This window comes from Rhizobium leguminosarum, assembly GCF_019798305.1.
In the GTDB taxonomy this organism is placed as follows: domain Bacteria; phylum Pseudomonadota; class Alphaproteobacteria; order Rhizobiales; family Rhizobiaceae; genus Rhizobium; species Rhizobium leguminosarum_U.
Genome location: NZ_JAAXDD010000003.1, coordinates 404,141 through 424,210 on the forward strand (window position 1 = coordinate 404,141; position 20,070 = coordinate 424,210).

The following is a 20,070-nucleotide window of genomic DNA, read 5'->3' on the forward strand; positions in this document are numbered from 1 at the left end:
AGTTGTCGCTGTGGCAAATCGCAACATCTTGTAGGTTGATCGTGTGGGCTAATGTGACGGCGGTTGAATCCCGGAGGCTGTGTGATACCCACGACACCGTCCATTTCATAACAACCGATGATATGCGCCGGCGATGCCGCAAGCTTTTGCCAGCCCCTTGTCCAGGGTGACGAGCGTGGCGTCGCTGCCGATCGCGACAGCGAGATGCAGAGCATCACCGGCGCGAAGACCGATATTAAATTGATCGGTCATTCGTGCCGCTTCGACAAAGTGCGACCGCGATATCGGCAGAAGTTCGAAGGTCGTCGAACATAGTTCCTTGAACAGCGCCAAAGCCTTGCAGCGATCGTCCGGATCGATCTGTCCGTTTCTCGCCTTAAGCGCGATGGCGCTCGAAAACTCGGTGATCGTCCAGCCGCTGACCGCGATTTCTTCGGATCGAAGCGTTGCCAGCCATTGCTGCACGTCGTCCGTGCGGGTTTCGATCGTCCAGGCGGCGACGAGGACTGACGTGTCGATATAAAGCATCAGTAACGATCAGTGTCGCGCATGTCGCGTATGAAGGTCGCGGAATCGACCGGTTTGGCCGGCTTCATCGAGGCGGTTAATGCCTTCAGCTGCTCGACATCGATCGGTTTTTTGCGCGTCTTGACAGGCACGAGCTGCGCCACCGGTTTGCCATGCCGCAAAATCTCGACGGTCTCGCCGGCTTCGACGCGATTGAGCAACTCGCTTAGATGAGCCTTGGCTTCCGCTAGATTGACACTTGCCATCACGGCCTCTCGATGACCAATTTCTAGTCATTTTAATCTGAAAACCAAACTGCCGCAAGACCGCTGGAACAACAAGTCCTGGACCGAGTTTGACCCCCTGAACCCAGGAGGTCATGATGCCAAATTATCCCACACCACCTTTCCCCTCTCAGAAACAGCCGATGCCGGGTTTCACGGCACAGATGGACCCCGTTCCCGATCATGGCGAAAAAAGTTATCGCGGTTCCGAGCGGCTGAAGGGCAAACGTGCGATCATCACTGGCGGCGATAGCGGTATCGGCCGGGCCGTGGCGATCGCCTATGCCCGTGAAGGGGCCGATCTGGTGATCTCCTACCTCGACGAGGACGAGGATGCCGACGAGACCAAGCGGCTCGTCGAGCAGGCCGGGCGCAAGGCCATTCTCGTCAGCGGCGACATCCAGGATCCCGCCCACTGCAGGCAGATCGTCGAGACGGCGGTCAAGGAGCTCGGCGGTATCGACATTCTCGTCAACAACGCCGCGCATCAGGCGAGTTTCAAGAGCATCGACGAGATCAGCGACGAGGAATGGGAATTGACCTTCAAGGTCAACATCCATGCGATGTTCTATCTGACCAAGGCAGCCGTCGCCCACATGAAGCCCGGCAGCGCCATCATCAACACGGCCTCGATCAATTCGGACAATCCGAACCCGACGCTGCTTGCCTATGCGACGACCAAGGGCGCGATCCAGAATTTCACCGCCGGCCTTGCCCAGCTTCTGGCCGAGAAAGGCATTCGTGCCAATGCGGTGGCGCCAGGGCCAATCTGGACGCCGCTCATCCCTTCGACACTGCCTGAAGAAAGCGTCAGCAATTTCGGCAAGCAGGTGCCGATGAAACGGCCGGGCCAGCCGGCCGAGCTTGCGACAGCCTACGTGATGCTGGCCGATCCTTTGTCGAGCTATGTCTCCGGCACGACAATCGCGGTCACCGGCGGCAAGCCGATCCTCTAAAGCGCGTCGCGGTCGTTCAGATTCGCTGGCTGCACACTTTTGCGCGACATGCTTTAAAGCGGCAAGGGCCGCCGTCTGGTTGTGACGGCAGCCCTTGACGGGGGCAGGGAGAGATCCCCAAGCTGTTCAGGCGGCTTCTTCAGCCAAAGCAGGGCATTGCCGGTAGATTGGCGCGGCTTGCAAGTGCTCCGATCATATTGCCCACCGAAGTCGAGCGCGGTTCGCGTTTGCGGGCGGCCGTCTCCAGGAGTTGCTTGAAGTCTTCAAGCTTTACGCCGTCGGCGCGCAACACCATGGCGATCAGGGGGTCGTGAAGGGCTTCGGATATCGTCAGGTCGTCTCTGGTCTTTCTCATGGTGGTCCTCCTTTCGTGGGCGGTCGCCCGTGTTCCACTTTCCGCCGCCATGCCCTCGGCATTGACTTTCGCGTTTCGTGGTGTTACCGGTAAGTAACAATGCATTTGTTACCGATCGGTCACATTGATGTCAAGGACTACGTCCGCAAAAAAATCAGAAACTTCGAATGAAATCTCCGCAGCCGTTCCAGAAGATCGCATCCCGCCGCGGGAGCGTATCGTCTCGACCGCCTCGGAGCTTTTCCGCGAACGCGGCATCCGCGGCATCGGCGTCGATGCCATTGCCGACGCGGCTCTGACCAACAAGATGACGCTCTACCGGCACTTCGGCTCGAAGGACGAGCTGGTCTGCGAAACGCTGCGCCGGGCCTCCGAAAAGGCGGGTGCCATCTGGCGCGATCTGGAAGCGGCCTATCCCGGCAATCCGCGCGCCCAGCTGGACGCGTGGGTGGAGCTGCGGGCGCAATGTCTGAACGGCGAGCCCGCCGGCTGCGATCTCGCCAATGCCGCCATCGAGCTGAAGGGCGAGGGCCATCCCGCCCACGAAATGATCGAGCGGCACAAGGCCGAACAGCGTGATCGCTTGGCCGCGCTCTGTTCGGCGGCCGGCGCGCGCGAACCCCAGCTTCTTGCCGATACGTTGACGCTGCTGCTCGAAGGCGCGCGCGTCAGCCGCCAGGCCATGGGCGCTGCCGGCTGCTGCGGCCATTTCGCCAAGGCCTGCCACGCGGCGATCGCGTCTTTCGCCTGACCGCCGCTTTCGGGGGAACCTTACCGCTTCCATGCCGTTTTTCCATCACCGGGGCGATGTGGAGGCAGGGAGATGAACTACGTCTATCTCAAGCGCCTATATGACAAACGCGCGGAACTCGAAGCCAAGCTGGAACTTCATGATGCGCGTTATTGTTTCGGCGAGGAAGAGGTCGATGATGGCACCGACAGCGATCTGCGTCAGCGGTTGAGCGAGATCTCCGAGGAAATCGCCACGCTGGAGAGCAGGCCGGGCCGCTAACTGTTTCATTTGGGAACGGGTTCAGATTTCAGGCCGGCCTGGCTTAAAGTCATCCTGTGTTGGCACTGAGGATTTCCATCGTCCGTTCGTCGAATTTTCCCTGATAGAAATGCACGATCACCCGGTGGAAGGGCGAACCGTGATCGCTGATCGCGGCAAACAAGGTCATCGACGAGCGCAGCTTGAGGTCGTCGGGCGAGCCCAGGATTTCGTGCGCCGATCTGCCGCCAACAGACAGGATCGCCTCGACGCAGCGCAGCAGCCGGCTTGAGAGAATAGGATCGGCGAGATAGGCGGTGGCTTCCTCGGCCGAGCGGATCGCATATTTTTCGGCCATCACCGACGTGCCGAGACCGGCGATCTGCGGGAAGATGAACCACATCCAGTGGGACGTCTTGCGTCCCGCTTTCAGCTCTGAGAGCGCCTGTTCATAGACGCCGTTCTGGGCATCGATGAAGCGATCGAGATTATAATCGATTTCACCGGCCATGGTCCTTTTCCCTTTTCCTGCTGTCGATGCAGCCTGGGCCAAGGTCTCCATGCCCGGCGATCTACAGCGCCGCGCGTCTTTTGAGACGCGCAAAGGACGCTGTAGCACTTTAAATTACCGCATAATTTTATCCTTAAATCGATTCCGATTTAAGGAATGATGCGGTGGCTTTCCTGTTAGCAGACCCTCTCAGCGTAGGGGCTGCTGTCGCGGCAATGGCCGTAAGCCGGATGCGGCGGCGTGTTATCGCCGGCGGGGGCGGCAATGGCCGATGTCGTCATCGGGTCCGTATTGCCGGAAGAATAGGCGGCAAAACCCGCAAAGCTCAAGAGAACCAGCGCTCCGACCACGACAATGCGCTCGAAGGCCGAAAGTTTCTGGGCGCTGACATGGTCCACATAATCGCGCTCGCCTAAACCGGCGGTTTCATCCTCTTTTACATGGAGGGTCACCATATCCTGGCGACGGCTTAAAGTTTCACAATCTGTCATTTCAATTACTCCTGCAACACATGCGGCGCCGGTCTCTTAAGAGCAAACTCTCACCCTCGTGCCGAACCGCGTCCGCATGCGAGCAGCATGTGTGTCTTCGATCGTGGCAATTGAAGGGGCGATATTCAAACTCAGTGTTCAAAAAATCGTACCAATAAATGCAAAATATCGTGAAGCTCTGGTTCACCGGAATGATCCGGGGTAGTCCAGAGAGGAACATCTTTCTTCTGGATAGTCTCATGAGCAAATCCTTCGGCGCGATGTCGGTCGCGCAACTTTCCGCCCTCATTCAAGCTGGCGCGGCCGATCCGACCGAGGTGGCCGAGGCGATCTTCGAGTCCATCGCGAATTATGCCGACAAGGCGGTCTTCACCACACTGCTCGAAAGCCGGGCGATGGCAGAGGCGCGTGCCTCTTCGCGACGTCTGCGGGAAGGGCGCTCGCTTGGATTGCTGGACGGCATTCCGATTGCCTGGAAGGATCTTTTCGACATTGAAGGCCTGCCAACGACAGCGGGTTCCGTCGTTCTGGCAAAGGAGATGCCGGCCAAGCGCGATGCGGTTGTCGTCGCTTTGCTCAGGCAGGCGGGCATGGTCGCCGTCGGGCGCACCAATATGAGCGAATTCGCCTTTTCCGGCCTCGGCATCAATCCGCATTACGGCACGCCGGTAAATCCGCGCGGCGCCGATCTCCCACGCATTCCGGGCGGCTCGTCCTCAGGTGCTGGTGTCGTCGTCGCGGCTGGGTTGGTTCCGGTCGCCATGGGCACCGATACCGGCGGCTCGGTGCGTATTCCCGCCGCCTTCAACGGCATCGTCGGCTACAAGGCGACGCGCGGCCGCCACGCGATGGCAGGCGTCTATCCGCTGGCAAAGAGCCTGGATTCGTTGGGACCGCTCTGCCGCAGCGTCAGGGACGCGGTCTGGATCGATGCGGCGATGCGCGGCTTGACGGCGCCTGATGTCGCCACGCGTCCCCTGCAAGGGCTGGAACTCATCGTGCCTGAAAACGTCGTCTTCGACGGAGCGGAAGCCGGCGTCGTTGCCGCGTTCGAGGCAGCAGTGGAACGTCTTCAAAGGGCCGGCGCCCATGTTGCCCGCACCGTTATCCCCGCCTTCGACGAGATATTCGAGCTGATGACGAAATATGGTCCGCTGGTGACGGCGGAGGCTTTCGCACTTCACCAGGAACGCTTGGCCGGACCGGACGCGGACAGGATGGACCACCGTGTCGTCATGCGTACTCGTCTCGGAAGCAAGACGACGCTGCCCGATTACCTCAGAATCCTCGAGGCGCGCAGCCGCCTGATCGCCGATGTCGAGCGCCTTGTCGGCGACCGGCTGCTTGCCTTTCCCACCGTTGCCCATGTCGCGCCGCCGATCGGGCCGCTGGCGCAGGATGACGAGCTGTTCTTCGCGACGAACAACAAGACGTTACGCAACACTGCGCTCGGCAATTTCCTCGACTGGTGCGGCGTTTCCATTCCCTGCGGCACCGGCGAGGTTGGCATGCCGGTCGGCCTGCTGCTTTCGGCCGCCGCCCATCGCGATGAGGCGCTGCTGGGGATTGCCCTTGTCGCCGAGCCGGTCATCCGCGACGATTTTGTCTGAATTGGCAATTGAACCGCCGGGATTTAGTTGCCATTGATGGCATGAGGAGATCCCGGAGGAAAGCAAGTGCAGGTTTTGCAAAACGGACGTTTCGCGGTTTCGACATGGTCGCTGCATCGACTGCTTGGCGCCGTTCATGCCCATAGTCCCGATCCTGACAAAAGCGCTGCGGCGAAAGAACCCTATGGCCCGGGTGCTGCGGCACTGATCGACGTGCCGGCGGCGCTCTCGGCACGCGGCGTCAACCGGTTGGAGGTCTGTTCCTTCCATCTGCCGAGCCTCGATGCCGCCTATATAAGCGAATTGCGCGAGGCGATGGCGGCCTCGAACGTGCTGTTCCAGACGCTTCTCATCGAGGACGGTGATCCGAGCCATCAGGAGACCGCCGAACGCGACGTCAGATGGATGGCGGAGTGGATCGACATCGCCGCGGCCCTCGGGGCGCAGAGGATGCGCGTCATAGCCGGCAAGCAGAAGCCGACGGAAGAAAATCTCACCCGCGCCGCCCGCCATCTGAACTGGCTGGCCGAAAAGGCGGAAGGCAGCGGCGTGCGTATCGTCGTCGAGAACTGGTTCGACCTGCTGCCGTCGCCCGTTGAAATGAACTGGCTGCTGGACCGGCTGGACGGCAAGGTCGGGCTCAACGGCGACCTCGGCAACTGGCCGGCGCCAGCCAAATATGAAGGCCTTGTCGATATCATGGGCCGGGCGGAAATCTGCCATGCCAAGGCCGACTACGGCGTTACCGGCCTCGATGCCGAGGATTACCGCACGTGCCTGGAGATGTGCGAGAGAGCCGGTTACGCCGGTCCCTTCACGCTGATCTACGACTCGCCCTTCTTCCCTGATGAATGGGACGGCATCCTGCTGCAGAAGACGTTCATCGAGGACTTCCTGCGCGAGGCGCCACGCGTAAGACGGCTCAAATCAGAAGCACTTCTTGCTCATTCCTAGAGCATGATGCCGAAAAGTGTAAGCGGTTTTCGGACGACATCTGCTCTGACTACATAATGTAGAACAGGATTCAGATTTTAGGCCGACCCGGCCAAGAATCATCCTGTTCTAGCGCGGGAACCTTTGGTTTTCCTCCAGCACGTTCAGATCCATGTGATTGCGCATGTAGCGTTCCGAGGCTTTTTGCAGCGGCTGATAGTCCCATGGATAATAGGCCCCGTTGCGCAGCGCCGCATAAACCACCCAGCGGCGCGCCTGGCTTTCGCGCACGGCTGCGTCGAAATCGGAAAGATTCCAGCGCAGGCCGGCCTGTTCGACAAGCCTTGCCAAGATCTCGGCATGCGCCGGGTCGGCCGCCAGATTGTCGAGTTCCTGCGGATCGGTCTCGAGATTAAACAGCATCGGCGGGTCCTTCTCGCAGAGCGAGAGCTTGTATCGTCCGTCCCGGATACAGACGAGCGGTGCCTCGGAACCCTCTGCGGCATATTCCATCGGCACCGGGCTGCGGCTGCCGGTGCCTTCGGCAAGCGCTGCGAGATCCTCGCCCTCGGTCCATGCCTTCAGCGAGGCGATATCGATCCCGGCCAGACCCGCCAACGTCGGCGTCACGTCGAGGGTAGAGACAGGCTGGTCGATCCGTCTCGGCTTCCAGCCGGGTGCCGCGATCATCAGCGGCACGCGGGCTGATCCTTCGAAGAAGTTCATTTTGAACCAGAGGCCGCGATCGCCGAGCATGTCGCCATGGTCGGAGGCGAAGAGGATGATTGTGTTTTCGGCCATGCGGGTCCGTTCGAGGACGCCGAGAATGTCGCCGATCTTCTCGTCGACATAGGAGATATTGGCGAAATAGCCTCGCCTTGCCCGCCTGATCTGCTCATCGCTGATGTCGAAAGCGTCGTGGTCGCAGGCTTTCATCAGACGCTGCGAGTGCGGGTCCTGCCGCTCAAAGGCAATCGGCGCTACCGCCGGGCCAAGTGCCGGGCAATCCTCATAGAGGTCCCAGAATTTGCGGCGCGCGACATAGGGGTCGTGCGGATGGGTGAAGCTGACGGTCAGGCACCAGGGACGCTCGTCATGGCCGCGCGAGAGATCGAACAGCTTGCGGCCGGCGTGGTAGGCGACCTCGTCGTCATACTCCATCTGGTTGGTGATCTCGGCAATGCCGGCGCCGGTGACCGAACCCAGATTGTGATACCACCAGTCTATGCGCTCGCCGGGCTTGCTATAATCCGGCGTCCAACCGAAATCGGCCGGGTAGATGTCCGTCGTCAGGCGCTCCTCGAAACCATGCAACTGGTCGGGGCCGACGAAATGCATCTTGCCGGAAAGTGCCGTCTGGTATCCGGCGGCGCGTAGATGATGCGCATAGGTCGGAATGTCAGAGGCAAATTCCGCCGCATTGTCATAGACGCGGGTTCGGCTCGGCAATTGTCCGGACATGAAGGAGGCCCGCGCCGGTGCGCAGAGCGGGCTTGCGGTATAGGCGTTGGTGAAACGCACGGAACGCTCCGCCAATGATTTCAGATGCGGCGCATGCAGAAAATCGGCCGGGCCATCGGGAAAGAAAGTGCCATTCAACTGATCGACCATCAGGATGAGGATATTCGGACGCGTCATGTGAAATTGTCTCCTGTGGTCTCAGAGGCCGGGGGCCGATGAAGGGAACGTCCCCCTAGCTATTTGCAGATCTTATCAAAGCCAGTATCATCCTGCCTGTAAAGCCGGCTTTTTTCGATGATTGCCAAAAGGAAATTTTATGCCAGACCGCCCGCCTGAACTCGGATGGATGCGCATCTTCGCGGAGGTCGCAAGGCTCGGCAGCTTTTCGGCCGCGGCGGCAGTTCTCGGCTTTACGCAGCCGGCTGTCAGCTATCAGATTCGGCGGCTGGAAGAGCAGTTCGGAGTCGCTCTGCTGCGCCGCCAGCATCGCGGCGTCGAGTTGACCGCGGAGGGAGAGCGGCTTTTCCAGGTCGCGGCCAAGGCGGTCGGTGACATCGATGCCCTGGCGCGCAGTTTCCGCACTGAGGCTCAAAGGCCGGTCGTCAGACTGAGAACCGACTATGCTTTTTCAGCGCTTTGGCTGATCCCGCGCATGCACGGCTTTCGCCTGCTTCACCCCGAAACGGATATACAGATCGTCGCGACCCAGAGGCTCGAGCCCGGCTTTCGTGACGACGCAGATGTGGTTGTGGTTTTTGGCACGCGGACGGAATTCGGCGCCATCGGATCTCTCCTGCTGCAGGAAAAGGTCGTGCCCGTCTGCACGCGAGGCTTTCTCGATCGCAACGGCCCCTTCGACGATCCGCAGCAGCTTGCCAAAGCGATCCTGATCCATCTCGACTCGCCAATGCCATCGCCCTGGTTCGATTGGCGAAGCTATTTTGCCGAATTCTCCGTCATTCGCGATCTCCATGCCGGCTGCGGGGATATCAGCTTCAACACTTACTCGTTGGTCGTCCAGGCCGCGCTCAGCGAACAGGGCGTGGCGATCGGCTGGATGGGGCTGGTCGATGCGCTTCTCTCCACACATATGCTGGTGGAAGCCGGGCCGCCGCTCGATGCACCCGACCGCGGTTACTGGGTGATACCGCCGCGATCGGCAAACATTCACAGCGAGAGGCTCAGCACTTGGCTGGTGGAGGAAGTCCGCAGGACCTGACATTCAGACCGAGCCGGCGCGTCATTGCATCCGGAATATGTTCGCGCTCAGGAGAGAAGCCTTGTCATGACCGGCGCCGATCGACATTGTGGCATCGATTCATATGGAAGGGCCGAAGCATGTCGCGAACCGTCGGATACGCCGTTGGATTGCTCATGATCCTCTTGGGACTGATCTGGATCGCACAGGGAAGCGGTTATTTTCCCTATCCCTCATCCAGTTTCATGATCAACCAAAGCATCTGGGTTCTTTGGGGAAGCATCATGGCTGTCGCGGGGATCGCCGTGACGGTCATTATTTCACGGCTGCGCCGGAGAGGATGAGCCGGCAACCCGTGCATTTGAGGGAATTCGACATCGAAGAGTTCCCCGAGGTGAAATATCTGGCCGCAGGCGGCCTGTCGAATTGAGGAGAATGGCATGAGCGCAGCTGAAATCGACGGCTTTGCGGACCGGATCAGGCAACACCGGGGCGGCATGATCTCCGCCGACTCTTAGCCGATTTTTCTCGTCACAAAGAAACTCATCGCAACTTTTTCGTCACCATTTGGCATTGACGTGAACGGCGCTCGAAATTCCTTCCGTCCTAGTCCGTCCGTGCGGACGTACTGGAGTTCCGCAAGGATTTCGAAGCCGCTCTCCTGCATCAGATTGATGTGATGGCTGCGCCACTTCCGATTTATCAGGTAGGGTCGTCGTCCACGCATCATCGTCCACGTGGGCGCGCTCAAAACCCAGTGCCCATTCCAGTCGCTTGACAGACCGTGAGATTGGAAGTCGATCAGGTGCGTCGCAAACCCTCCTGGCTTCAGCCACCGGGCAATAGCGATATAGGTATCAACGAGGTTGTCCACGTGTTCCATGACTGAATGCGTCATCAGCCAGTCAGCCACACCCGCCTGCAGTACGTTGAAATCGGTCCATGGTGCGACGAACTTTAATCGTTCGCTGCCATTCACGAGGTCCGCCTTCAGCGCGTCGATTGCCTCCGCACTGAGGCGCTGTTGCACGATCCCATCTATCCGAGCCCAGGCGAAGTTTGTCGGTGACGGCGGAAAAAAGATGTCGCCCGATACGGTGTTATCCCAAAATGCGGCCCGCTCGCCGAAGAGTTCAATCAAACCGTTCAGGACTTCAAGATCGTGCTCGATGCTCCGGTGGTCTTGCAAATCCAGCCCGATGTACGTGTCGACGCCCGCAAGCAGTGCGGCAAGCCCAACGCCAAGCGAACTTCCGGGGCCGACCTCGACCAATACTTCAGGTCTTTTGCCGTTCAGCCAAGGCGCTAGGTGACCGTAGTGGCGAAAGAAAAGGTCATAACAGTGGCGCGCAGAAGCAGTGCCCCCTTCTACGTGCGTATTTCGCAGTTGCGGAAGGACAAAGGAACCCACTCCCTTGGCTAGGGAGCGAAGTGCAATATGGGTCATGGCGCCACCTTTTTCATCGAAACTCCAGCACGGCAATGTCCGGCGTACTCTACCCAGCAGAATTCGCGTGCAACATCATCAGAGATCAAAGAAAAGCCAAGCAATATGGTTCGGCCTTGGACTCGATAGTTGGGATTGTACGCGGCTCATAGTGATTGATATTTTCACGAATCTAAAGTCATTCATTGGGCGTACAGCAATAATCACTATGACCATGGCTGGGTTGCTGAAGCGCATGAGAGGCTGCCTCAAAAAGAATTGAGTGATTTCAGCGAGTTGTGATTCCTTCGGATTTGCGAGATTCGATGGAGTTCTTCCTCCCGTACTGGATCGTGGCTTGCTAGCGATCTATGCAACATGAGTAATAGAGAGGGCATTCGGTAAGTGGGCGGGTGTATCTCGTTCTCCTGGTCTATATCGGGATTTCAAAAGCGCCGCATGGATGCCTGCCGATCTGGGTGGCTAGCAGCAGCCTTGCGGCTCACCACGCCTCAACGCCGACGTTTGTGCCCAGGAGAAGCCTTGTCATGAACGACGCCGGTCGCCATTGTGGGATCGAATCGATAGGGAAGGCGGCTGAAGCATGTGGCGAACGATCGGATATGTTCTCGGAGTGCTTATGATCATCTTCGGACTGATCTGGATCGGCCAGGGAAGTGGCTATTTTCCCTATCCGTCGTCCAGCTTCATGATCAGGCAAACGATCTGGATCCTTTGGGGAGCCATCCTGGCGGGACTGGGAGTCGTGGTCATGATCGTCCTTTCGCGGCTACACCGGAGAGGATGAGGCCGTGAACCCTTCTGATCGAGCCAATGAACTGAGGAGAATGGCATGAGCGCAGCTGAAATCGACGGTTTCGCGGCGCGGATCAGGAACCACCAGGGCGGCATGATCTCCGCCTGGGTGGGTATTCCCGACGCCACGCTCGCCAACCACCTGGCGCAGGAGGCCTTCGACACTATCGTGCTGGATATGCAGCACGGCATGTGGGACATGCCCTCGGCCGCGAACGCCGTCGCCCAGGTGCGGCTTGCCGGCAAGCCAGCGCTGGCGCGCATACCGGTCGGTGATTTCGCCTCCGCCTCGCGCCTGCTCGATGCCGGAGCCTCCGGCATCATCGCGCCGATGATCAATTCGGCCGAAGACGCGCAAGCCTTCGTCAAGACCGCCAAATACCCCCCTCTCGGCGAACGCAGCTGGGGACCGTCGCTGGCGCTCAACCATACCGGGCTGTCGGCCGATGATTATCTGAAGAACGCCAACGCGCTCACCGTCGCCATCGCCATGGTCGAGACCAGGGCGGCACTCGAGGCGATTGACGGCATCCTCGGCGTTGCCGGCATCGATGGCATTTTCATTGGTCCTTCCGACCTTTCGATCGCACTCTCGAACGGCGACCAGGTGGCGCCGAACGCCGCCGAGATCGACAGCGCCATGCAGCATGCGGTTTCTCGCTGCCGCGCCCACGGCAAATTCGCCTGCGCCTTCGCCGGCGACGGCGAGCGGGCCGGAGAACTGCTGAAATTCGGCTTCGATCTGGTCATTGCCGGCGCGGAAACCGCGCAGCTGCGCTCCGGCGCCAGGCGTGCCATCAATGCCGCCCGCCGGATCGCTTCGGCTTGAACGTCATTTCACCGCCTTCACCGCCAGCCAGATGACGTGGCGGGCGCCACCGCGTTTGCCGTTGGCGCGCGTGTTGACCGCATCGACGGCAAAACCGCTGCCCTTGAGACGCCGCGTGAAATCGGGGTCCGGACCGGACGACCAGACGGCGAGCACGCCGCCGGGGCGCAGCGCGTCGCTGGCGGCGCGAAGGCCAGCAAATTCGTAGAGCCGGTCGTTGGATTTGCGGGTCAGGCCATCAGGACCGTTGTCGACATCGAGCAGGATTGCGTCATAGGCGCCGTTACTGGAACGGATCGCCTCGCCGACATCGCCCTGATGGATGCCTACCCGCGGATCGTCGAGACAGCCCTTGAAGACCGCGGCCATCGGCCCGCGGGCCCAGGCAACGACGGCCGGCACCAGTTCGGCGACGGTGACGCCGGCATCTTCGGGAAGGACGGCGAGAGCGGCGCGCAGGGTAAAACCCATGCCGAGCCCGCCGATCAAAATCCTTGGCTTGGTGTGCGACTTGATCCGATCCCAGGAAAGGGTCGCCAGTGCTTCTTCCGAGCCGCTCAGGCGGCTGTTCATCAGCTCGTTGGCGCCGAGCATAATCGAAAATTCGCTGCCGCGCTGCTTCAGCCGCAGTTCACCGTTTTCACCGGGAATGGTCGCGGAATCGAGCTGGATCCAGGGCAGCATGACGGTATCGCCTCATATGAAAGAGACCGTCCCCTAGCATGGGCCGCTGGATGAGGCCAGCAAGCCGGCTTCAGATCATCCGCACCGACAGGTCCACCCAGCTCTTGTAAAGCTCGCCCAACGGCGGGCCGTTCGATCGGCATGGTTGGTTGAGCGAGTGCCTATTCGCCGTCTTTCCAGAGTGCATGAAAATGCTGCACCGGGCCGTGACCGGAGCCCACGGTGAGGTGTCCGGCAGCCGCGACCGCGCCGGCGAGGTAATCCTTGGCGATGGCGACGGCCTCCTGCGCCGAGGCGCCCTTGGCGAGCTCGGCCGCCAGGGCGCTGGAGAGCGTACAGCCGGTGCCATGGGTGTTCTTGGTCGGCACGCGCCTGGCTTCGAACCAGTGCAGGCCGGCGGCGGTGGCAAGCACGTCAGGGCTCTCGTCGCTATCGAGATGGCCGCCCTTGACCAGCACTGCGGCCGGGCCAAGCGCCAGCAGGCGTTCTGCCTGCGCCGCCATCTCCGCCCGGTTTGTCGCCACCGGCTGGTGCAGCAGCGCGGCGGCTTCGGGCAGGTTCGGGGTCAGCAGCGTGGCAAGCGGCAGAAGCCGGCGGGTCAACACGTCGACCGCTTCAGGCGCCAGCAGGGCGGCTCCGCCCTTGGCGATCATGACCGGGTCGATGACGATCGGCATGTTGCGGTGGTTAGTCAGCACACCGGCAACGGCGTCAGCGATCCCGGCATTGGCGATCATGCCGATCTTGACGGCATCGACGCGGACATCGGCAAGGACGGCATTGATCTGATCGGCGACGAATTGCGGCGGCACCAGATGCACGCCGCTCACTCCTTGCGTGTTCTGCGCCGTCAGCGCGGTCAGCACCGCCATGCCGTAAACGCCGCGGGCGGAAAAGGCCTTGAGATCGGCCTGGATGCCGGCGCCGCCGGAGGGATCGGAGCCGGCGATCGAGAGAACGTTGCGGATCATGCGCGCACCTTTCGAATTTCTGCAGCGATGCGGCGCGAGGCCGCTTCGGGGTCGGGCGTGCCGCAGATGGCGGAGACGACGGCAAGCCCCCTGGCGCCGGCGGCGAACACTTGGGCAACATGATCCGCCTTGAGCCCGCCGATCGCCACCGACGGCACCGGCGAGGCCTTCACCAGCTTGGCAAGACCGTCAAAGCCGATCGGCTGCTTGTGATCGGCCTTGGTCGGCGTCGCAAACACCGGACCGACGCCGGTGTAATCGACCAAGCCAGGATCGACCGCGCCGGCAAGCGCCTCGCTCTCGACCGAAAGGCCAAGGATCACCTCAGGGCCGATCATCGCCCGTGCTCTCATCGCATCCACGTCCTCCTGGCCGATATGCAGGCCGTCGGCGCCGATGGCGATGGCCGCCTCCACGTCATCGTTGACGATGAGGAGGGCGCCGGTTCCATTCAGCGCCTGTCTCAAGGCGCGGCCGGTCTCGATCATCCTGATGGTGCCGGCATGTTTGTCACGCAGCTGCACCATGGTCGCGCCGCCGGCAACGGCGAGGCGCGCCGTTTCGACCATGCCGATCCCGGCGCAGAGATCGGGGTCGAGGACGAGATAGAACGAAAGGTCGAAGGCCTTCATGCCGCCGATATCCTCGCCCGGGCGTCTAGCGTTTCGGCGTCGAGCGCAGCCAGCGCATCGAGGAAGCGCCAGGAGAAGGAGCCGGGGCCGGCGGCGCCGAGTGCGGCCTCTTCGCCGGCGATGGCGAAGGTTGCAAGTGCTGCGACCGTCGCGTCGAAGATATCCTCTGGCGCCGTCGCGGCAAAGGCGCCGACGAGGCAGGTGAGCGAGCAGCCGAGTGCGGTGACCTGAGGCATCAAGGCCGATCCGCCTTCGATGCGCACAGCACGCTCGCCGTCGGTGACGAAATCGACGGCACCGGTGACGGCGACGACTGCCTGCTGCCGCTCAGCCAGCCATCGCGCCGAACCTTCCGCCTGTTCGACCGGGTCGCGGCTGTCGACGCCCTGGCCGCGGCTCTCTCCGCCGGCAAGCGCGATGATCTCGGAGGCGTTGCCGCGGATGATCGTGGGCTTGAGGGCCAGCAGTTCGGCGACCGCATTGCGGCGGAAGGCCGTCGCATAATGGGCGACCGGATCGAGCACCCAGGGCTTGCCGGCTGATGTCGCCGCCTTCGCCGCCGCCTGCATGCCGTCGATCCACTGCGTCGACAACGTGCCGATATTGATGGTCAGCGCACTGGCGATCGCGGCGAATTCGCCGGCTTCTTCGGCGGCATGCACCATGGCGGGCGAGGCGCCCGCGGCGAGCAGGACATTCGCGGCGATATTCATGGCGACGTAATTGGTGATGCACTGAACGAGCGGTGGCTTCTCGCGCATCGCCTTCAGCATCGCTCCTGGTGTGGTCATGGTCTGCATGTGGCCCCTTTCAGGCGGGGGCGGGCACGGGGCGGTTCGTGCGGGCGATGCCGCGACCCCGAGCGACTCCCTCCGCCGGCATTATCCGGTTCAGGTTCGAAGGGTGCTTCTCAGCCCGTCTGTCGACGAACGCCCCTGTCTCTCATCGCGCTCTTTTTCGCAGAGAACGGGCCCGATGTCATCCTGAAAATGACAATCCTGCGACCGACGCGGCGGCGCGTCTCTATTACGAAACGCGGTCAGCCGACGAGGCGCTCCTCGTCGCACATTCTAGTCAGTCTAAAACCTTCAGTCACGCATGCGCTTCCCTGCCGCGATAGGCCTCCGGATCGGGGATCGGAACCGCGGCGATTAGTGCGCGGGTGTAGCCATCCCTCGGGTTCTCGAAGATATCCCGCCGTGTGCCGGTTTCGATGATGTGGCCGGCGCGCATGACGGCGACGTTGTGGGACATGAGCTCGACCACCGCCATGTCGTGGGAGATGAAGAGATAGGCAAGCCCCATGGTTTCCTGCAGTTCGAGTAGCAGGTCGAGCACTCGGGCGCGGACCGAGACGTCAAGGGCTGCGACGCTCTCGTCGGCGACGATCAGCTTGGGCTCCAGCGCCAGCGCCCGGGCGATGCAGATGCGCTGGCGCTGGCCGCCTGAAAACTCGTGCGGATAGCGCGTCGCCGCATCAGGCGTCAGGCCGACCCGGCGCAGCAGTTCGGCGACGCGGTCCTGCCGTTCGCTGTGGTTGCCGATGCCGTGGATGAGCATCGGTTCGCCGATCGCCTTGCCAACGGCCATGCGCGGGTCGAGCGAGGCATAGGGATCCTGGAAGATCATCTGCGCCGAGCGGCGCACGGGTCGCATCTCGCGCTGGCTGAGCCCGGCGATATTGCGGCCGTCGATCAGGACATTGCCCTTGAAGGGAATGAGACCGAGCACGGCCTTGCCGGTGGTCGATTTGCCGGAGCCGCTTTCGCCGACGAGGCCGAGCGTTTCGCCCGGCAGGATATCGAAGGAAACGCCATCGACGGCTGCAACTGGCGGCTTGCCCTTGAAAAACCGGCTTGCGGCGTTGCCATAGGTGACGGTGAGGTCGCGCACGTTGAGCACCGGCGTGCGGTCCGGATGCAGCGTCTCGACGGCGCGCTGGGTGATGCGCGGCGGACGGTCGGTGCCTGCAAGCGCGCCGAGCCGCGGGACGGCGGCCAGCAATTGCTGCGTATAGGCCTCCTTCGGCCGCTGGAAGACGGCGAGTGCCGTTCCCTGCTCGACGATCCTGCCATTCTGCATGATGACGACGCGATCGGCCATTTCGGCGACGACGCCCATGTCGTGCGTAATGAGGATGATCGAGGCGCCGAATTCGCGCTTCAACTGGCGCATCAGCCTGAGGATCTGCGCCTGCACGGTGACGTCGAGGGCGGTCGTCGGCTCGTCGGCGATCAGCACCTTCGGCCGGCAGGAGAGCGCCATGGCGATCATCACCCGCTGGCGCATGCCGCCGGACAGCTCATGCGGATATTGCTTCAGCCGCCGGGCCGGCTCGGTGATCTGCACGGCATCGAGCATCTTCAGCGCCACCGCCTCGGCATTGTCGCTGCCCTGGTGCGCTCGGATTGCCTCGGTTAGCTGGTTGCCGACCGACATGACCGGGTTGAGCGAGGTCATCGGCTCCTGGAACACCATGGCGATATCGCCGCCGCGCACTGTGCGCATCGCGCGATCGGAAAGCGTGAGCAGGTCGCGCTCGCCAAGCAGCACGCTGCCGGAAGCGACCCGCAGCGAGGCCTTCGGCAAGACCCCCATGATCGACAGCGACGTGACCGACTTGCCGGAGCCGGATTCGCCGGCGATGCAGAGCGTTTCGCCGCTTGCAAGTTCGAAGCTGACATCCTGGAGCACCGGCTTGCGGCCTTCGGGTGTGCGGGCATCGACGCTCAGATTGCGAAGGCTGAGCACCGGTGCTGCGGCGGGCATGGCTTCGTTCACGCGAACACGATCCTCGGGAAGTAGAAGGAAACCACCCAGTTCGGCTGGTCGACGATCTCGCTGATGCGCAGATCGCCGCAGACCGAGCAAAGCAGATAGGCATCGACGGGGCTCATGCCATGTTCGGCGCCGAGAAGATCGATCATCCGCATGACGCTTTCGCGCGCGCCGGTCATCAGGTCAGGGCCGATGCCTGTCGTGACCTCGTAGCCGGCGCCGTCGAGATGGCGGGTCACCGGTTCGGTCGTAGTGAAGCGCGGCGTCTGCAGCTTGGCGTCCTTGACGAGCTCGATCGTCGCTTCGACGTTCATCTGGCTTTCGATCGCCGTGCCGCAGACTTCACCATCGCCCTGGGCGGCATGGGTATCACCGATCGAAAACAGCGCGCCGTCGACCTCGACGGGCAGATAGAGCGTCACGCCGGCCGTCAGGTCGCGGATGTCCATATTGCCGCCGACGCGACGTGGGGGAACGACGGAGTGGGTGCCGGGCTCGGCGGGTGCGACGCCGATCGTGCCGGCAAAAGGCTTCAGCGGCACGCGGCCGCCCGGACCGTAAAGAGCGGGCACCATGCTATTGGCGTCATAAGACCAGACATGCAGCGCCGGGTCCTTGAACTGATCGGCAAGCAGGCCGAAGCCTGGAATATTGGCCGTCCAGCCGACACCCGAGGGAATGAATTTCCGCAGCGTCACCTTCAGCGCATCGCCGGGTTTCGCGCCTTCGATATAGACCGGGCCGGAGACCGGGTTGATCTTGCCGAAATCGAGCGCGCTCAGCGTTTCCAGCGTCGCGTCGCTTCCGAGCTGGCCACCTGATGAATCCATGCATTCGAAGTGGATCGTCTCGCCAGGCTTGGCGACGACGGCGGGGGCGAAATCCTTGTTCCAGCCGAAATTATGCTGGGCGCGGTGAATGGTGTGGGTGCAGGCGATGCACATGTCATGTCTCCCTCGATTTTATGATGCCTTCCCGGCGTGGACCGGGAAGGCTTTGTTTCTTCAGGGCTTATTGCTTCACGTAGATCGCGTCGTAATTGATGACGCGGGTCGGATCGATGTAGATGTTGTCGGCACCGCCCATGCGCAGCGACTTGGCGACGACGCGGCGTTCGTTGATGACAGGGATCCACGGCGCATCGGCCATGATGTCGGTAAAGATCTTGCCCCAGGCGGCGGTGCGCTCGGCTGCCTTTGCCGGATCGGACATGGAGTCGGCGGCAACGGCGCGCTTGTCGAGATCGGCGTTGCAGTACCATGACCAGTTCCAGCCGCCCGGAACCGCGCCGGAGCAACCGAGGATCGGGCCGTAGAAGTTGGACGGGTCCGGGAAGTCGGCGATCCAGGCCATGCCGCCCGACCAGATCATCGGCGCTTCGCCGTCCGTGCCGCCGGCCGAGATGACGTTTGCCTGGGCCAGCGCCCGGACTTCGGCCTTGACGCCGACAGCGGCCAGATCCTGCTGGATCGCCTGGGCGATACGCGGCTGCGGGTCGGTGTTGGTGGAGTAGAGCACGGTCTCGAAGCCATCTGGATAACCGGCTTCGGCAAGCAGCGCCTTGGCTTTCGCCACGTCATAGGCATAGCCGGTGAAGGCCTTGTCGTAGCCCGGCATCAGCGGAGGCAGCGGCTGGTTGGCAGGCGTTGCGCGGCCGTTCAGGATGCGGGTGATGCGGTCCTTGTTGATTGCCATGTTCAGCGCCTGGCGAACCTTGACGTTGTCGAAGGGCTTCACCTTGGTGTTCAGCGTGATGTAGCCGGTGTGCAGCTGTTCGCCGTCGACGATCATCTGTGCGCCGTCGGCCGAGTTCTTGATTTCGAGGAATTTCGCCGGCGGAATGCCGTCGCCGGCAATGTCGACCTCACCCTTCTGCAGGCGCAAGAGCGCCACAAGCGGCTCCTGGCCGACCTCGACCTTGAAGCTGTCGATATAGGGAACGCCCTTGACGAAATAATCCTTGTTGCGCTCGAAAACGAGCTGCTGGCCGATCGTCCAATCCTTCAGGATGAAGGTGCCGGAGCCGACGGGCTTCTTGCCGAAGTCGCCGGCGGCCGCCTCGACGGCTTCCTTCGGCACGACCGAGGCGAAGTTGATCGCAAGCACGTGCAGGAAGGTGGCGTCGGGACGCGAGAGGTTGAAGATGACGGTGCTGTCATCCGGCGTCTCGATGCCGGAGAGCGTCGTCGTCTTGCCGCCGGTTTCATCCTCGAAGCCCTTGATGGCGCCGAAGAAGCCGGCGCCGGGACCTTGCGTCTTCGGGTCGACGGCGCGTTCGATCGAATATTTCACGTCGGAGGCGACGACCTCGCGGCCGTTCGAGAACTTCACGCCCTTGTGCAGCTTGAAGGTATAGATCAAGCCGTCGGGCGAAACGGTGAAGCTCTCGGCAAGCGAGGGAACCGGGTTCGGCGTGCCGGGGGCATAGTCCATCAGGCGGGAATAAAGGCTCTTGATCATCGACCAGTTGACCCAGTCGTAGCCGATCGCCGGGTCGAGCGTGGTGATGTCGTCCTTGTAGGTGACGACGACATCGCCACCCTGCTTGGGCGTTTCCTCAGCCATGACGGACAATGGCGCGAGCGCCACCATCGTTGCCATGATCGTCTGTTGCAGCCAGCGTTTGAACATCTTGGT

23 protein-coding genes and 1 riboswitch are annotated in these 20,070 nt (G+C 61.8%); of the genes, 9 read left to right on the top strand and 14 right to left on the bottom strand.

Annotation, left to right across the window (positions count from 1 at the left end):
* Positions 1–105: 105 nt before the first annotated feature.
* Positions 106–528, bottom strand: coding sequence for a type II toxin-antitoxin system VapC family toxin (locus HFO99_RS07795; protein WP_222253425.1), 423 nt, complete (start codon positions 526–528; stop codon positions 106–108).
* A complete protein-coding gene (locus HFO99_RS07800; protein WP_222360356.1) occupies positions 528–773 on the bottom strand; it encodes a type II toxin-antitoxin system Phd/YefM family antitoxin in 246 nt (81 codons plus the stop codon). Before HFO99_RS07800 ends, HFO99_RS07795 begins: the two co-directional genes overlap by 1 nt.
* Positions 774–889: 116 nt before the next feature.
* On the opposite strand from HFO99_RS07800, the gene HFO99_RS07805 reads away from it, so the two are divergent.
* The gene (locus HFO99_RS07805; RefSeq protein ID WP_222333597.1) at positions 890–1,747 is read left to right on the top strand and encodes an SDR family oxidoreductase; all 858 of its coding nucleotides are present in this window, start codon (positions 890–892) and stop codon (positions 1,745–1,747) included.
* A gap of 139 nt (positions 1,748–1,886) precedes the next feature.
* Here the strand turns inward: HFO99_RS07805 and HFO99_RS07810 are convergent, their stop codons facing one another.
* A complete protein-coding gene (locus tag HFO99_RS07810) occupies positions 1,887–2,102 on the bottom strand; it encodes a hypothetical protein (protein ID WP_222360358.1) in 216 nt (71 codons plus the stop codon).
* Positions 2,103–2,229: 127 nt separating this feature from the next.
* Between HFO99_RS07810 and HFO99_RS07815 the strand changes: the two genes are divergently transcribed.
* Positions 2,230–2,853, top strand: coding sequence for a TetR/AcrR family transcriptional regulator (locus tag HFO99_RS07815; protein WP_222360360.1), 624 nt, complete (start codon positions 2,230–2,232; stop codon positions 2,851–2,853).
* Between the two features lie 72 nt (positions 2,854–2,925).
* Positions 2,926–3,114: a hypothetical protein gene (locus HFO99_RS07820; RefSeq protein ID WP_018071149.1), complete on the top strand. Its 189-nt coding sequence runs from the start codon at positions 2,926–2,928 to the stop codon at positions 3,112–3,114.
* Between the two features lie 49 nt (positions 3,115–3,163).
* Here HFO99_RS07820 and HFO99_RS07825 read toward each other — a convergent pair whose 3' ends face one another.
* Together HFO99_RS07825 and HFO99_RS07830 are read right to left on the bottom strand one after the other, a co-directional pair.
* Positions 3,164–3,604 (bottom strand): DUF1810 domain-containing protein, encoded by a 441-nt coding sequence (locus tag HFO99_RS07825; protein WP_222360362.1) that lies wholly within the window; start codon positions 3,602–3,604, stop codon positions 3,164–3,166.
* Positions 3,605–3,780: 176 nt separating this feature from the next.
* Positions 3,781–4,059 (bottom strand): hypothetical protein, encoded by a 279-nt coding sequence (locus tag HFO99_RS07830; protein ID WP_018071151.1) that lies wholly within the window; start codon positions 4,057–4,059, stop codon positions 3,781–3,783.
* 275 nt (positions 4,060–4,334) lie between these two features.
* On the opposite strand from HFO99_RS07830, the gene HFO99_RS07835 reads away from it, so the two are divergent.
* Together HFO99_RS07835 and HFO99_RS07840 are read left to right on the top strand one after the other, a co-directional pair.
* Positions 4,335–5,705: an amidase gene (locus tag HFO99_RS07835; protein ID WP_222360364.1), complete on the top strand. Its 1,371-nt coding sequence runs from the start codon at positions 4,335–4,337 to the stop codon at positions 5,703–5,705.
* Positions 5,706–5,771: 66 nt separating this feature from the next.
* Positions 5,772–6,659, top strand: coding sequence for a sugar phosphate isomerase/epimerase family protein (locus tag HFO99_RS07840; protein ID WP_222360366.1), 888 nt, complete (start codon positions 5,772–5,774; stop codon positions 6,657–6,659).
* Positions 6,660–6,767: 108 nt separating this feature from the next.
* Here the strand turns inward: HFO99_RS07840 and betC are convergent, their stop codons facing one another.
* Complete coding sequence (gene betC / locus HFO99_RS07845) at positions 6,768–8,276, bottom strand: choline-sulfatase (RefSeq protein ID WP_222360368.1); 1,509 nt, start codon at positions 8,274–8,276, stop codon at positions 6,768–6,770.
* A 139-nt stretch (positions 8,277–8,415) separates the two neighbouring features.
* On the opposite strand from betC, the gene HFO99_RS07850 reads away from it, so the two are divergent.
* A complete protein-coding gene (locus tag HFO99_RS07850; protein WP_222360370.1) occupies positions 8,416–9,318 on the top strand; it encodes a choline sulfate utilization transcriptional regulator in 903 nt (300 codons plus the stop codon).
* 119 nt (positions 9,319–9,437) lie between these two features.
* Positions 9,438–9,641 carry a hypothetical protein gene (locus tag HFO99_RS07855; protein ID WP_222360372.1) on the top strand — a complete coding sequence of 68 codons (204 nt, stop codon included), beginning with the start codon at positions 9,438–9,440 and terminating at the stop codon, positions 9,639–9,641.
* A 170-nt stretch (positions 9,642–9,811) separates the two neighbouring features.
* Here HFO99_RS07855 and HFO99_RS07860 read toward each other — a convergent pair whose 3' ends face one another.
* Positions 9,812–10,744, bottom strand: coding sequence for a hypothetical protein (locus tag HFO99_RS07860; protein ID WP_222360374.1), 933 nt, complete (start codon positions 10,742–10,744; stop codon positions 9,812–9,814).
* Positions 10,745–11,327: 583 nt separating this feature from the next.
* Between HFO99_RS07860 and HFO99_RS07865 the strand changes: the two genes are divergently transcribed.
* Positions 11,328–11,531 (top strand): hypothetical protein, encoded by a 204-nt coding sequence (locus HFO99_RS07865; protein WP_025397500.1) that lies wholly within the window; start codon positions 11,328–11,330, stop codon positions 11,529–11,531.
* 45 nt (positions 11,532–11,576) lie between these two features.
* Positions 11,577–12,368, top strand: a complete 792-nt coding sequence (locus HFO99_RS07870; RefSeq protein ID WP_222360376.1) for an HpcH/HpaI aldolase family protein — start codon at positions 11,577–11,579, stop codon at positions 12,366–12,368.
* Positions 12,369–12,371: 3 nt separating this feature from the next.
* On the opposite strand, the gene HFO99_RS07875 is transcribed toward HFO99_RS07870, so the two are convergent.
* The 7 genes from HFO99_RS07875 to HFO99_RS07905 all read right to left on the bottom strand — a co-directional run bounded on the left by HFO99_RS07875 (position 12,372) and on the right by HFO99_RS07905 (position 20,064).
* On the bottom strand, positions 12,372–13,052 hold the full coding sequence (locus HFO99_RS07875) for a spermidine synthase (protein WP_222360378.1): 681 nt from the start codon (positions 13,050–13,052) through the stop codon (positions 12,372–12,374).
* A 161-nt stretch (positions 13,053–13,213) separates the two neighbouring features.
* On the bottom strand, positions 13,214–14,023 hold the full coding sequence (gene thiD / locus HFO99_RS07880; RefSeq protein WP_222360380.1) for a bifunctional hydroxymethylpyrimidine kinase/phosphomethylpyrimidine kinase: 810 nt from the start codon (positions 14,021–14,023) through the stop codon (positions 13,214–13,216).
* Positions 14,020–14,655 (bottom strand): thiamine phosphate synthase, encoded by a 636-nt coding sequence (thiE, locus tag HFO99_RS07885; protein WP_222360382.1) that lies wholly within the window; start codon positions 14,653–14,655, stop codon positions 14,020–14,022. The genes thiD and thiE overlap by 4 nt, the downstream gene beginning before the upstream one ends.
* Positions 14,652–15,455, bottom strand: coding sequence for a hydroxyethylthiazole kinase (gene thiM, locus HFO99_RS07890; RefSeq protein ID WP_222360384.1), 804 nt, complete (start codon positions 15,453–15,455; stop codon positions 14,652–14,654). Before thiM ends, thiE begins: the two co-directional genes overlap by 4 nt.
* Before the next feature lie 50 nt (positions 15,456–15,505).
* Positions 15,506–15,602: riboswitch (TPP riboswitch) on the bottom strand.
* Positions 15,603–15,747: 145 nt separating this feature from the next.
* Positions 15,748–17,436, bottom strand: a complete 1,689-nt coding sequence (locus tag HFO99_RS07895; protein WP_222360386.1) for an ABC transporter ATP-binding protein — start codon at positions 17,434–17,436, stop codon at positions 15,748–15,750.
* On the bottom strand, positions 17,433–18,377 hold the full coding sequence (locus tag HFO99_RS07900) for an acetamidase/formamidase family protein (RefSeq protein WP_222360388.1): 945 nt from the start codon (positions 18,375–18,377) through the stop codon (positions 17,433–17,435). The genes HFO99_RS07895 and HFO99_RS07900 overlap by 4 nt, the downstream gene beginning before the upstream one ends.
* A gap of 67 nt (positions 18,378–18,444) precedes the next feature.
* Positions 18,445–20,064 (bottom strand): ABC transporter substrate-binding protein, encoded by a 1,620-nt coding sequence (locus HFO99_RS07905; protein WP_222360390.1) that lies wholly within the window; start codon positions 20,062–20,064, stop codon positions 18,445–18,447.
* Positions 20,065–20,070 lie beyond the last annotated feature (6 nt).

Coding starts and splice junctions, on each gene's coding strand:
- HFO99_RS07810 (WP_222360358.1), bottom strand. CDS start 2,102: ATGAGAAAGACCAGAGACGACCTGACGATATCCGAAGCCCTTCACGAC.
- thiD (WP_222360380.1), bottom strand. CDS start 14,023: ATGATCCGCAACGTTCTCTCGATCGCCGGCTCCGATCCCTCCGGCGGC.
- HFO99_RS07905 (WP_222360390.1), bottom strand. CDS start 20,064: ATGTTCAAACGCTGGCTGCAACAGACGATCATGGCAACGATGGTGGCG.
- HFO99_RS07875 (WP_222360378.1), bottom strand. CDS start 13,052: ATGCTGCCCTGGATCCAGCTCGATTCCGCGACCATTCCCGGTGAAAAC.
- HFO99_RS07800 (WP_222360356.1), bottom strand. CDS start 773: ATGGCAAGTGTCAATCTAGCGGAAGCCAAGGCTCATCTAAGCGAGTTG.
- HFO99_RS07825 (WP_222360362.1), bottom strand. CDS start 3,604: ATGGCCGGTGAAATCGATTATAATCTCGATCGCTTCATCGATGCCCAG.
- betC (WP_222360368.1), bottom strand. CDS start 8,276: ATGACGCGTCCGAATATCCTCATCCTGATGGTCGATCAGTTGAATGGC.
- HFO99_RS07815 (WP_222360360.1), top strand. CDS start 2,230: ATGTCAAGGACTACGTCCGCAAAAAAATCAGAAACTTCGAATGAAATC.
- thiE (WP_222360382.1), bottom strand. CDS start 14,655: ATGAAGGCCTTCGACCTTTCGTTCTATCTCGTCCTCGACCCCGATCTC.
- HFO99_RS07865 (WP_025397500.1), top strand. CDS start 11,328: ATGTGGCGAACGATCGGATATGTTCTCGGAGTGCTTATGATCATCTTC.
- HFO99_RS07850 (WP_222360370.1), top strand. CDS start 8,416: ATGCCAGACCGCCCGCCTGAACTCGGATGGATGCGCATCTTCGCGGAG.
- HFO99_RS07795 (WP_222253425.1), bottom strand. CDS start 528: ATGCTTTATATCGACACGTCAGTCCTCGTCGCCGCCTGGACGATCGAA.
- HFO99_RS07870 (WP_222360376.1), top strand. CDS start 11,577: ATGAGCGCAGCTGAAATCGACGGTTTCGCGGCGCGGATCAGGAACCAC.
- HFO99_RS07830 (WP_018071151.1), bottom strand. CDS start 4,059: ATGGTGACCCTCCATGTAAAAGAGGATGAAACCGCCGGTTTAGGCGAG.
- HFO99_RS07855 (WP_222360372.1), top strand. CDS start 9,438: ATGTCGCGAACCGTCGGATACGCCGTTGGATTGCTCATGATCCTCTTG.
- HFO99_RS07820 (WP_018071149.1), top strand. CDS start 2,926: ATGAACTACGTCTATCTCAAGCGCCTATATGACAAACGCGCGGAACTC.
- HFO99_RS07860 (WP_222360374.1), bottom strand. CDS start 10,744: ATGACCCATATTGCACTTCGCTCCCTAGCCAAGGGAGTGGGTTCCTTT.
- HFO99_RS07900 (WP_222360388.1), bottom strand. CDS start 18,377: ATGTGCATCGCCTGCACCCACACCATTCACCGCGCCCAGCATAATTTC.
- thiM (WP_222360384.1), bottom strand. CDS start 15,455: ATGCAGACCATGACCACACCAGGAGCGATGCTGAAGGCGATGCGCGAG.
- HFO99_RS07835 (WP_222360364.1), top strand. CDS start 4,335: ATGAGCAAATCCTTCGGCGCGATGTCGGTCGCGCAACTTTCCGCCCTC.
- HFO99_RS07805 (WP_222333597.1), top strand. CDS start 890: ATGCCAAATTATCCCACACCACCTTTCCCCTCTCAGAAACAGCCGATG.